General features: G+C 56.8%; 8 protein-coding genes. 5 read left to right on the top strand and 3 right to left on the bottom strand.

Going from position 1 to position 12100, the window contains the following annotated elements; genetic code table 11:
• Positions 1–2 precede the first annotated feature (2 nt).
• Both narL and narX read right to left on the bottom strand, forming a co-directional pair.
• Complete coding sequence (narL, locus tag G0034_RS12845) at positions 3–653, bottom strand: two-component system response regulator NarL (protein ID WP_008499531.1); 651 nt, start codon at positions 651–653, stop codon at positions 3–5.
• On the bottom strand, positions 646–2442 hold the full coding sequence (gene narX / locus G0034_RS12840; protein ID WP_014884178.1) for a nitrate/nitrite two-component system sensor histidine kinase NarX: 1797 nt from the start codon (positions 2440–2442) through the stop codon (positions 646–648). Before narX ends, narL begins: the two co-directional genes overlap by 8 nt.
• Positions 2443–2750: 308 nt before the next feature.
• Between narX and G0034_RS12835 the strand changes: the two genes are divergently transcribed.
• The 5 genes from G0034_RS12835 to narI all read left to right on the top strand — a co-directional run bounded on the left by G0034_RS12835 (position 2751) and on the right by narI (position 11187).
• Positions 2751–4148 carry a NarK family nitrate/nitrite MFS transporter gene (locus tag G0034_RS12835; RefSeq protein ID WP_014884177.1) on the top strand — a complete coding sequence of 466 codons (1398 nt, stop codon included), beginning with the start codon at positions 2751–2753 and terminating at the stop codon, positions 4146–4148.
• A 379-nt stretch (positions 4149–4527) separates the two neighbouring features.
• Complete coding sequence (locus G0034_RS12830) at positions 4528–8271, top strand: nitrate reductase subunit alpha (protein ID WP_023338400.1); 3744 nt, start codon at positions 4528–4530, stop codon at positions 8269–8271.
• A complete protein-coding gene (gene narH, locus G0034_RS12825; RefSeq protein ID WP_063943228.1) occupies positions 8268–9803 on the top strand; it encodes a nitrate reductase subunit beta in 1536 nt (511 codons plus the stop codon). The genes G0034_RS12830 and narH overlap by 4 nt, the downstream gene beginning before the upstream one ends.
• On the top strand, positions 9800–10510 hold the full coding sequence (gene narJ, locus G0034_RS12820) for a nitrate reductase molybdenum cofactor assembly chaperone (RefSeq protein ID WP_069602166.1): 711 nt from the start codon (positions 9800–9802) through the stop codon (positions 10508–10510). Before narH ends, narJ begins: the two co-directional genes overlap by 4 nt.
• Positions 10510–11187, top strand: coding sequence for a respiratory nitrate reductase subunit gamma (narI, locus tag G0034_RS12815; protein WP_045281225.1), 678 nt, complete (start codon positions 10510–10512; stop codon positions 11185–11187). The genes narJ and narI overlap by 1 nt, the downstream gene beginning before the upstream one ends.
• On the opposite strand, the gene G0034_RS12810 is transcribed toward narI, so the two are convergent.
• Entirely contained in the window at positions 11184–12080 is an 897-nt protein-coding gene (locus G0034_RS12810; RefSeq protein WP_045281226.1) for a DMT family transporter, read from the bottom strand. The two genes, narI and G0034_RS12810, sit on opposite strands and share 4 nt — an antisense overlap.
• Positions 12081–12100 lie beyond the last annotated feature (20 nt).

The raw sequence follows: 12100 nt of genomic DNA, 5'->3' as shown, positions 1-12100 counted from the left end.
CCTTAGAAAATGCGTTCCTGATGTACCCACACGGCGGCCTCAACGCGGGATTTTAACTTCATTTTCTTCAGCATATGCTTCACATGCACTTTGACCGTGCTTTCGGTGATATCCAGACGGCGGGCGATCATTTTATTCGGCAGCCCCTGGGCGATTAGTTTGAGAATATCGCGTTCGCGCGGTGTTAACTGGCTGACGTCACGGTCAGACGTGGCGCGGTTGGCCCGCAGGCTGGCGGCCAGCACCGGCGTCAGGGCTTCACTCAGCACCATCTCGCCCGCCGCGGCCTGCTGCAGTGCTTTAAGCAGATCTTCCGGCTCCATATCTTTCAGCAGATAACCATCCGCGCCGCGCTTCAGCGCCGTGACCACATCTTCTTCATGGTTCGAGACGCTAAAGACGACGATGCGTCCGGAAAGCGATTTTTCCCGCAGCTTGTCGAGGGTCTCCAGGCCGTTCATCCCGGGCATGTTCAGATCGAGCAGGATCAGATCGGGATCGAGGGACTCGGCGAGCTCAATGCCCTGTTCCCCGTTGCTGGCTTCGCCAACCACGGTAATATCGGGTGCCATGCTGACCAGCTGTTTTACGCCAGTACGCAGCATCGGATGGTCGTCGATCAACAGGATGGATGCCGGTTCCTGATTAGTCATGGGTTTCTCCTTGAGAAGTTGTAAGCGGTTTTTCGGGAATAAAGGTGACCACGACTTCCGTGCCACCCGTCTCTCTCCGGCGAACCTGACAATCACCGCGCAGGCTTTGGGCGCGGTCTCGCATAATGATTAAACCATAGTGGTTCGTGCGCTCGGCATTTTCCGGCACGCCGCGGCCGTTGTCGTGAACCGTGAGTCTGACCTGGTTAGCGTGCTGGCTGACGGTGACCGTGACCGCCGTCGCTTCCGCGTGTTTAAGCACGTTGCTGAGTGCTTCACGGGCGATCTGCAGTAGATGAATAGCCTGATGTGACGGGACAAACCGTGGCGGCAGCTGGTAATCCAGCTTCACCGGGAACCCCAGCCGGGCGCTAAACTCCTGACAGCTGGCTTCCAGCGCCGGACGCAGGCCCGGCTCGGTCAGCTGCAGGCGGAAGGTGGTCAGCAGCTCACGCAGCTGTACCCAGGACGTATTCAGCTCGTTGCGTATCTGGCTGAGTAGCTGTTTATTACTGTCCGGCATCTGCGCATCCTGCATCTGCAGGCAGCTTACCTGCATTTTCATACAGGAGAGCGACTGGGCGATCGAGTCATGCAGCTCGCGGGCGATGGTGGCGCGTTCTTCCATAACGATCAGCTGCTGCTGTTTTTCCTGATGCCTGTCGAGCGCCAGCGTGGCCGTTAGCTGTTCAACCAGCGTATCAACCAGCTGTTGCTGATCGTGGCTCAGGTGACGCCCGGCGGGCAGGGTCGCCAGCAGAATACCGTACTGGGTATGGCTGTCCGTTAGTCGCCATTTCAGCGTCGTGCCGCCAGTGGTCGACGGCGGCAGGCCGCGAGGGCATAAATGACAGCCTTTATCATCACAGGACATGTCGGACTGACAGGTAAACTCCTGATGATTATCTTCATCTTCCACGTCGTAAACGCGCAGCTCCAGGTCATGCAGCAGGGTCAGATTTTGCAGGCCATTCAGCACCGGGGAGAGGCGTTCACAGAGCGGCACCTGCATGTGCAGCCGGCGGTTGGCCTGCCACAGGAAAGAGAGGATTTCGTTTTTCTGCTCCAGCCCCGCCGTTTTTTCCTGTACGCGCTGCTCAAGCACCGCGTAGCTTTCGGACAGCTCTGCCGACATGGTGTTGAGCGCCTGGCCGAGCATCGCCATTTCGTTGCGTCCGCTGATGTGCGTGCGCTGGGTAAAATCCCGGGCGGTTACCGCCCGGGCCATGGCCAGCAGCTGTTTCCACGGATTCAGCAGCCGCGCGCGGAGCCAGATAATGGTGAAGATCAGCAGCAGGCCCATAAACAGCGCCATGGCACGGTGTACCATCACCACCCGATCGATGCGTAATTCAGTGGTTTGGTCAAAAGAGGAGACCAGGGCATCAATGCGTGAGACAAAACCCGCCACGTCCTGCGCGACCGTCTCCGGGCTTTGCGCCTGTTTCAGTCCGGGTTCCAGTTGGGTGTGCCAGTAGCCCTGAAGGGCTTTAAGCTGGGATTGCTGACCGGCGCGGATGGCTGCATTTTCCAGTTCAGGGCTGAAAGCCGTGCGCTCCATTTCATCAATGAGAGGCTGGTCGTCCTGCGTCAGAGGCACCGACGCCAGCAGACGGTAACTCTGCATGCGTAGCGAGCCTGCCTCATTGATGGCATGCGCATTACCCTGTACCCCTTGTACCAGCCAGCCGGAAATCGCCATGCCGGTCACGCCGAGTGCGGTGGACAGCAAAACGATCAGGGCTAACTGATTGACGAGTGTCAGCGGTGATAAACATCTTTTTAACATAGAGTTGCCGGGCTCCTGACGTGGCCTGCTTGCAGGAATGGCGCTATTCTGGTGCATACCCTGGAGTATACCCATACCTATAAATGATTACTCCTAAATTGCCAGTGGAGTATGCATCTGAGGGTAGGGGAGCAGGGACGCGTCAGCGCCGTGAAAAACTACGTCTTTTTGACCTGATTTGCCTACTCACTAAGGATAAGACCTTTTTTCGTGCCGCAAATCCTCGCACTTTTCCTTTGATTTATATCAACTTACCGCCGCCCTAAAACCCTAATGTTTGCAGCATCATTCGAGAATCAGAGGTGTCTATGAGTCACTCATCCGCTCCCGAAAGGGAAAATGGTGCCGTTATTACAGACTGGCGTCCAGAGGATCCGGCGTTCTGGCAACAGCGCGGCCATCGTGTAGCAAGCCGGAATCTGTGGATTTCCGTTCCGTGTCTGTTATTAGCGTTTTGCGTATGGATGTTGTTTAGTGCAGTGGCGGTAAATCTGCCAAAAGTTGGGTTTACGTTCACAACCGATCAGCTGTTTATGCTGACCGCGTTGCCGTCGCTGTCAGGCGCGCTGCTGCGCGTTCCTTACGCCTTTATGGTGCCGGTCTTTGGTGGCCGTCGCTGGACGGCATTCAGTACCGGGATCATGATCGTGCCTTGCGTGTGGCTCGGCTTCGCGGTGCAGGATACGTCCACGCCGTTCAGCGTGTTCGTGATCATCTCCCTGCTGTGCGGTTTTGCGGGTGCGAACTTCGCCTCCAGTATGGCGAACATCAGCTTCTTCTTCCCGAAAGCGAAACAGGGTGGCGCGCTGGGCATTAACGGTGGTCTGGGCAACATGGGCGTGAGCGTGATGCAGCTGATCGCGCCGCTGGCGATCTCGGTGTCCATTTTTGCTGCCTTTGGTGGCGGTGGCGTTGAACAGGCGGATGGTTCTTCCCTCTACCTGCAGAACGCCGCCTGGATTTGGGTGCCGTTCCTGGTGGTCTTCACCCTGGCAGCGTGGTTCTTTATGAACGATCTGTCTGCGTCGAAGGCGTCACTGAGTGAACAGCTGCCGGTGCTGAAACGTGGACACCTTTGGGTGATGGCGCTGCTGTATCTGGCCACCTTCGGGTCGTTTATCGGTTTCTCTGCCGGTTTCGCCATGCTGTCGAAAACCCAGTTCCCGGACGTGCAGATCCTGCAATTCGCCTTCTTTGGTCCATTTATTGGCGCGCTGGCTCGCTCACTGGGCGGCATGGTTTCTGACCGTCTGGGCGGTACCCGCGTGACGCTGGTGAACTTTGTCGTGATGGCTGTCTTCTGTGCGTTGCTGTTCCTGACGCTGCCAGCGGACGGACAGGGCGGAAACTTCATCGCCTTCTTCGGCGTGTTTATGGTGCTGTTCCTGACGGCCGGTTTGGGGAGTGCGTCCACCTTCCAGATGATCTCCGTGATCTTCCGTAAGCTGACGATGGATCGCGTGAAAGCGCAGGGTGGAAGCGAAGAGCAGGCGATGCGTGAAGCGGCGACGGATACCGCTGCTGCGCTGGGCTTTATCTCTGCCATCGGTGCCATTGGCGGCTTCTTTATCCCGAAAGCGTTCGGTATTTCGCTTGACCTGACCGGTTCCCCGGCGGGTGCGATGAAAGTGTTCCTTGTGTTCTATATCGCCTGCGTTGTGATTACGTGGCTGGTATATGGCCGTAATACCAAGAAAAATAAGTAAGTGTGATTATCCGTTTGCGCGGCCTTGGGGCCGCGTTTTTTTTGATCTGGAAGTAGTTACAACATACTGGTGGGTTTGCACAGAAGCGCGCCGGTAACACTGTGATCGCCGTCGCCTTGCAGGGAGGTCTACCCCTTAATACCTGAGATGTTAAATTTTGCCGTGGTTATTGTACGATGAAATGAAAATATCATTAAAAATCATATTATTATGAATTTTTAAAATCTACCGCTTTGGTGGTATTTGGCCTAACCCCACCCCTGAAAGTCCCTCGTCGTCTTGATCGTTATCAATTCTCCTCCTCTTTCAGAGCGTTACCTTCGCTGCAAATCAGCAATGTCGATTTAGAGAGCCACAGGCTCCACACAGGAGATACCCGATGAGCAAATTTTTGGACCGGTTTCGCTACTTCAAACAGAAGGGTGAAACTTTTGCCGATGGGCACGGCCAGGTTCTGGATACCAACCGGGACTGGGAAGACGGTTACCGTCAACGCTGGCAGCATGACAAAGTTGTCCGTTCTACCCACGGCGTAAACTGCACTGGCTCATGTAGCTGGAAGATTTTCGTTAAAAACGGTCTGGTGACCTGGGAAATGCAGCAGACCGACTATCCGCGCACCCGCCCGGATATGCCGAACCACGAACCGCGCGGCTGCCCGCGTGGCGCCAGCTACTCCTGGTATCTCTATAGCGCTAACCGTCTGAAATACCCGCTGATGCGTAAGCGTCTGATGAAAATGTGGCGTGAAGCGAAAGTGCAGCACAGCGATCCGGTTGATGCCTGGGCGTCCATCATCGAAGATGCGGATAAAGCGAAAAGCTTTAAGCAGGCTCGCGGCCGCGGTGGCTTTGTTCGTTCCTCCTGGAAAGAGGTGAACGAGCTGATTGCCGCCTCTAACGTCTACACTGTCAAAACCTACGGCCCTGACCGCGTGGCAGGCTTCTCGCCGATCCCGGCGATGTCGATGGTCTCTTACGCCTCCGGCGCGCGCTATCTGTCACTGATCGGCGGCACCTGTCTGAGCTTCTACGACTGGTACTGCGACCTGCCGCCTGCGTCTCCGCAGACCTGGGGCGAGCAAACCGACGTGCCGGAATCTGCTGACTGGTACAACTCAAGCTACCTCATCGCCTGGGGCTCTAACGTTCCGCAGACCCGTACCCCGGACGCGCACTTCTTTACCGAAGTCCGCTACAAAGGGACCAAAACCGTTGCGATCACCCCGGACTACGCGGAAATTGCCAAACTGTGTGACCTGTGGCTGGCACCGAAACAGGGTACCGACGCCGCGATGGCGATGGCGATGGGCCACGTTATGCTGCGCGAATTCCACCTCGATAAACCAAGTCAGTATTTCACCGACTATGTACGTCGCTACACCGACATGCCGATGCTGGTGATGCTGGAAGAGCGTGATGGTTACTACGCCGCTGGCCGTACGCTGCGCGCCGCCGATCTGGTGGACGCGCTGGGCCAGGAAAATAACCCTGAATGGAAAACCGTTGCGTATAACAGCAACGGCGAGCTGGTGGCACCTAACGGCTCTATCGGCTTCCGCTGGGGTGAGAAGGGCAAGTGGAACCTCGAACAGCGTAACGGTACCACCGGTGAAGAGACGGAACTGCGTCTCAGCATGCTGGGCAGCCAGGACGAGATCGCCGAGGTCGGCTTCCCGTACTTTGGAGGCGAAGGATCAGAGCACTTCAACAAGGTTGAACTGAAAAATGTTCTGATGCATAAACTGCCGGTTAAACGCCTGCAGCTGGCTGATGGCTCAACGGCGCTCGTCACTACCGTTTACGATTTGACCATGGCGAACTACGGTCTGGAACGGGGTCTGAATGATGAAAACTGCGCAACCAGCTATGACGACGTAAAAGCCTACACCCCGGCATGGGCGGAGCAGATCACCGGCGTTCCTCGCGCACAGATTACCCGTATCGCCCGCGAATTTGCAGAAAACGCGGATAAGACGCACGGTCGCTCAATGATCATCGTCGGCGCGGGTCTGAACCACTGGTATCACCTCGATATGAACTATCGTGGCCTGATCAACATGCTGATCTTCTGCGGCTGTGTCGGTCAGAGCGGCGGCGGTTGGGCCCACTACGTAGGCCAGGAAAAACTGCGTCCGCAGACCGGCTGGCAGCCGCTGGCGTTTGCCCTTGACTGGCAGCGTCCTGCACGTCACATGAACAGTACCTCGTACTTCTATAACCACTCCAGCCAGTGGCGCTACGAGACGGTTACCGCGCAGGAATTGCTGTCGCCAATGGCGGATAAATCCCGCTACAGTGGCCACCTGATTGACTTCAACGTCCGTGCTGAGCGCATGGGCTGGCTGCCGTCTGCGCCGCAGCTGGGTACTAACCCGCTGCGCATCGCGGAAGAGGCGAAAAAAGCTGGAATGTCACCGGTGGATTACACCGTTAAGTCCCTGAAAGACGGCTCAATCCGTTTCGCGGCTGAACAGCCTGAGAACGGCAAAAACCATCCGCGTAACCTGTTCATCTGGCGCTCCAACCTGCTGGGCTCGTCCGGTAAAGGTCACGAGTACATGCTGAAATACCTGCTCGGTACCGAGAACGGTATCCAGGGGAAAGATCTCGGCAGGCAGGGTGGCGTGAAGCCGGAAGAGGTGGAATGGAAAGACAACGGTCTGGACGGCAAGCTGGATCTGGTGGTGACCCTCGACTTCCGTCTGTCCAGTACCTGCCTGTATTCCGATATCGTGCTGCCAACCGCGACCTGGTACGAAAAAGACGACATGAATACCTCGGATATGCATCCGTTTATTCATCCACTGTCTGCCGCGGTTGACCCGGCGTGGGAGTCGAAAAGCGACTGGGATATCTACAAAGATATCGCGAAGAAATTCTCTGAAGTGTGCGTCGGGCATCTGGGCAAAGAGACCGACGTGGTGACGCTGCCAATCCAGCACGACTCTGCGGCCGAGCTGGCGCAGCCGCTGGACGTCAAAGACTGGAAAAAAGGCGAATGTGACCTGATCCCGGGCGTGACCGCGCCGCACATCATTCCGGTGGAGCGTGATTACCCGGCGACGTACGAGCGATTTACCTCTATCGGTCCGCTGATGGAGAAAATCGGTAACGGCGGGAAAGGGATTGCCTGGAATACCCAGAGCGAAATGGATCTGCTGCGTAAGCTCAATTACACCAAAGCGGACGGCCCGGCGAAAGGCCAGCCAATGCTGAACACGGCGATTGATGCCGCAGAGATGATCCTGACCCTGGCGCCGGAAACCAACGGCCACGTGGCGGTGAAGGCGTGGGCAGCGCTGAGCGAGTTTACCGGTCGTGACCACACGCATCTGGCAACGAATAAAGAGGAAGAGAAAATCCGCTTCCGCGATATTCAGGCCCAGCCGCGCAAGATTATCTCCAGCCCGACCTGGTCAGGACTTGAAGATGAGCATGTCTCCTATAACGCCGGTTACACCAACGTTCACGAGCTGATCCCATGGCGCACGCTGTCCGGTCGTCAGTCCCTGTATCAGGATCACCAGTGGATGCGTGACTTCGGTGAAAGCCTGCTGGTGTACCGTCCGCCAATCGACACCCGCTCCGTAACCGCAGTTATGGGCGCGAAATCCAACGGTAACCCTGAAAAGGCGCTGAACTTCCTGACGCCGCACCAGAAGTGGGGGATCCACTCGACCTATAGCGACAACCTGCTGATGCTGACGCTTTCGCGCGGCGGTCCGATTGTCTGGATGAGCGAGACGGATGCCAAAGATCTGGGTATTGAAGATAACGACTGGATCGAGGTGTTTAACAGCAACGGTGCCCTGACGGCGCGTGCGGTGGTGAGCCAGCGCGTACCGGCCGGGATGACCATGATGTACCACGCGCAGGAACGTATCGTTAACCTGCCGGGGTCAGAAATCACCGAACAGCGCGGCGGGATCCACAACTCCGTGACCCGTATTACGCCGAAGCCGACCCATATGATCGGGGGCTATGCACAGCTGGCCTACGGCTTTAACTACTACGGCACCGTAGGATCGAACCGCGATGAGTTCGTGGTGGTACGTAAGATGAAGAACATTAACTGGTTAGACGGCGAAGGTAATGACCAGGTACAGGAGAGCGTAAAATGAAAATTCGTTCACAAGTCGGCATGGTGCTGAATCTGGATAAATGCATCGGCTGTCACACCTGCTCGGTCACCTGTAAAAACGTCTGGACCAGCCGTGAAGGTATGGAGTACGCCTGGTTCAACAACGTGGAAAGCAAGCCGGGTACCGGCTTCCCGACCGACTGGGAAAACCAGGAGAAGTGGAAGGGCGGTTGGATCCGTAAAATCAACGGCAAGCTGCAGCCGCGCATGGGTAACCGCGCGATGCTTCTGGGAAAAATCTTCGCTAACCCGCATCTGCCGGGCATTGAGGATTACTACGAGCCGTTTGACTATGACTACCAGAACCTGCACAACGCGCCAGAAAGCAAACACCAGCCGATCGCGCGTCCTCGCTCGCTGATCACCGGCAAGCGCATGGACAAAATTACCAGCGGTCCAAACTGGGAGGAGATTCTGGGCGGCGAGTTCGAAAAACGCGCCAAAGACCAGAACTTCGAGAACATGCAGAAGGCGATGTACGGCCAGTTCGAAAACACCTTCATGATGTATCTGCCGCGCCTTTGCGAGCACTGCCTGAACCCGGCGTGCGTGGCGACCTGCCCAAGCGGCGCCATCTACAAGCGTGAAGAGGACGGCATCGTTCTGATCGACCAGGACAAATGCCGCGGCTGGCGTATGTGCATCACCGGCTGCCCGTACAAAAAAATCTACTTCAACTGGAAGAGCGGGAAATCAGAGAAGTGCATCTTCTGCTACCCGCGTATCGAAGCCGGTATGCCAACCGTCTGCTCCGAAAGCTGCGTAGGCCGTATCCGCTACCTCGGCGTGCTGCTGTATGACGCAGACGCGATTGAAAATGCCGCGAGCACTGAGAACGAGAAAGATCTGTATCAGCGTCAGCTTGACGTGTTCCTTGACCCGAACGATCCGAAAGTCATTGAGCAGGCGCTGAAGGACGGTATTCCACAGAGCGTTATCGACGCGGCGCAACAGTCGCCGGTGTATAAAATGGCGATGGACTGGAAGCTGGCTCTGCCGCTTCATCCGGAATACCGCACGCTGCCGATGGTCTGGTACGTGCCGCCGCTGTCGCCAATCCAGTCTGCTGCCGATGCAGGCGAGCTGGGCAGCAACGGCATTCTGCCGGACGTCGAGAGCCTGCGTATCCCGGTTCAGTATCTGGCAAACCTGCTGACCGCAGGGGATACCCAGCCGGTACTGCTGGCGCTGAAACGTATGCTGGCGATGCGTCACTTTAAGCGTGCGGAAACCGTTGATGGCGTTAACGATACCCGCGCGCTGGACGAGGTCGGTCTGACTGAAGCACAGGCCCAGGAGATGTACCGCTACCTGGCAATTGCGAACTATGAAGACCGTTTCGTGGTGCCGAGCAGCCACCGTGAACTGGCTCGCGAGGCCTTCCCGGAGAAAAATGGCTGTGGCTTTAGTTTTGGCGACGGTTGCCATGGGTCAGACAGCAAATTCAACCTGTTTAACAGCCGCCGCATCGACGCCATGGATGTGACCAGCAAAACGGAGCCGCACCAATGATTGAACTCGTCATTGTTTCGCGTCTGCTCGAGTATCCGGATGCTGCGCTTGCGCAGCATCAGCAGGAGCTTTTTGATGCACTCGCGTCATCTGAAAACCTGGATAAAGAGGATGCCCAGACGCTGGGCGTTTTCCTCCGCGACCTGTTATCGCGCGATCTGCTCGACGCGCAGGCGGACTACAGCCAGCTGTTTGACCGTGGCCGTGCAACGTCGTTACTGCTGTTCGAACACGTTCATGGTGAATCCCGCGACCGGGGTCAGGCGATGGTGGACCTGATGGCTCAGTACGAGCAGCACGGCCTGATGCTCGACAGCCGCGAGCTGCCGGACCATCTGCCGCTGTACCTGGAGTATCTGGCTCAACTGCCGAAAGACGAGGCGCTGGGCGGTCTGCAGGACATCGCGCCGATCCTGGCATTGCTCAGCGCGCGTCTTCAGCAGCGTCAGAGCCGCTATGCGGTGCTGTTCGACCTGCTGATGAAGCTTGCAAACGCCGCTGTCGACAGTGAAAAAGTGGCGGAGAAAATCGCGGATGAAGCCCGCGATGATACCCCGCAAGCGCTGGATGCGGTCTGGGAGGAAGAGCAGGTGAAATTCTTTGCTGACCAGAGCTGCGGCGAGTCTGAAATCTCCGCTCACCAGCGTCGTTTTGCCGGGGCGGTCGCTCCGCAATATTTGGATATCTCTAACGGAGGACGGCACTAATGCACTTCCTGAATATGTTCTTCTTTGACATTTACCCGTATATCGCGGGCACCGTGTTCCTGGTGGGAAGCTGGCTGCGTTATGACTACGGCCAGTACACCTGGCGTGCTGCCTCCAGCCAGATGCTGGATCGTAAGGGGATGCACGTCGCGTCTAACCTGTTTCATATCGGGATCCTCGGGATTTTTGCCGGGCACTTCCTCGGGATGCTGACCCCGCACTGGATGTACGAAGCGTGGCTGCCGATTGAGGTGAAACAGAAGATGGCGATGATCGCGGGCGGTGCCTGCGGCGTGATGACCCTCGTCGGGGGCCTGCTGTTGCTGAAACGTCGTCTGTTCAGCCCGCGGGTGAGGGCAACGACCACTGCGGCGGACATCCTGATCCTTTCCCTGCTGGTGGTGCAATGCGCGCTGGGTCTGCTGACCATTCCGTTCTCGGCGCAGCATATGGACGGCAGTGAAATGATGAAGCTGGTCGGCTGGGCGCAGTCCGTGGTGACTTTCCACGGTGGCGCGTCCGAACACCTGGACGGCGTGGCGTTTATCTTCCGCGTTCACCTGGTGCTGGGGATGACGATGTTTGTGCTGTTCCCGTTCTCCCGTCTGGTACACATCTGGAGCGCGCCGGTGGAGTACCTGACGCGCAAGTATCAGATTGTGCGTGCCCGTCGCTAATGCACCGTTTTAATACCAACCCCGCACTCGCGGGGTTTTTTTTCGCCCCAGCCCAGGTTGTTGCCCGCCGCGGCAAACAGGATTAACGCGCCACCCGCCAGCTGCGTCAGGTTCAATGCGTGTCCGAACACCAGATTATCTACAATAATTGCCACCACCGGATAGATAAACGACAGGGAGCCGGTCACCGGCGTTGGCAGTTTCTGGATCGCGCTATACAGCAGTTGATACATAATACCGGTATGGACGATGCCCAGCGTCAGCAAGATCGGCCAGGGAAAATCGCCGGAGAGCGACGGCTGGCTGGCAAAAGGCAGCAGCATCACCACGCCGGTCAGCACCTGGATAAAAGCGATATGCTGTGGGGCGATTGTTTTGAGTTTGCGCGCAATGATTGCCGTCAGCGCATAGAAGAAGGCCGCGGCCATGGCCAGACCAACCCCTGCGAGCCATTTACTGTTATGGGCTCCGGTCAGCTCACTGGAGAGCAATATCACCACTCCGCCAAAGGCGAGGAACAGCCAGCCCCATTTTACCAGGCTGACGCGCTCACCTAAAAACATCCCCATCAATACCAGCATAAACGGCTGGGTGTTATATACCACGGTAGACAGGCCAATAGAGATACGTTCGTAAGCGGCGAAAAGCAGTAGCCAGTTCACAACTAATGCCACACCCCCGAGAATCGCCAGCATCAGCGTGGTGCGGGTGAGGGGACTAAAGGGCTTTTGACTGACCCGGATAAAAATAAAAAGTGTTATGGCCCCAATAAGACAGCGCCAGAAGACCACTTCCGTGACGGGCAGACCGGAGAGTAAAACAAACGCACCGATAGAGCCGGAAATTAACATCGCCAGGCTCATTTGCCAGACGCCTTTATGGAAATCACGCATTATCCACCTCCTGATTTAAT

The sequence above is a fragment of the Enterobacter sp. T2 genome (genome assembly GCF_010692925.1).
In the GTDB taxonomy this organism is placed as follows: Bacteria; Pseudomonadota; Gammaproteobacteria; order Enterobacterales; family Enterobacteriaceae; genus Enterobacter; species Enterobacter kobei.
The sequence above is the reverse complement of the archived record's forward strand: the minus strand, read 5'-3'. Positions and strand labels throughout refer to the sequence as shown.

Excerpts from the sequence above, each read along its gene's own strand:
- narJ (WP_069602166.1), top strand. The coding sequence starts at position 9,800 with ATGATTGAACTCGTCATTGTTTCGCGTCTGCTCGAGTATCCGGATGCT.
- narH (WP_063943228.1), top strand. The coding sequence starts at position 8,268 with ATGAAAATTCGTTCACAAGTCGGCATGGTGCTGAATCTGGATAAATGC.
- narL (WP_008499531.1), bottom strand. The coding sequence starts at position 653 with ATGACTAATCAGGAACCGGCATCCATCCTGTTGATCGACGACCATCCG.
- G0034_RS12835 (WP_014884177.1), top strand. The coding sequence starts at position 2,751 with ATGAGTCACTCATCCGCTCCCGAAAGGGAAAATGGTGCCGTTATTACA.
- narI (WP_045281225.1), top strand. The coding sequence starts at position 10,510 with ATGCACTTCCTGAATATGTTCTTCTTTGACATTTACCCGTATATCGCG.
- G0034_RS12810 (WP_045281226.1), bottom strand. The coding sequence starts at position 12,080 with ATGCGTGATTTCCATAAAGGCGTCTGGCAAATGAGCCTGGCGATGTTA.
- narX (WP_014884178.1), bottom strand. The coding sequence starts at position 2,442 with ATGTTAAAAAGATGTTTATCACCGCTGACACTCGTCAATCAGTTAGCC.
- G0034_RS12830 (WP_023338400.1), top strand. The coding sequence starts at position 4,528 with ATGAGCAAATTTTTGGACCGGTTTCGCTACTTCAAACAGAAGGGTGAA.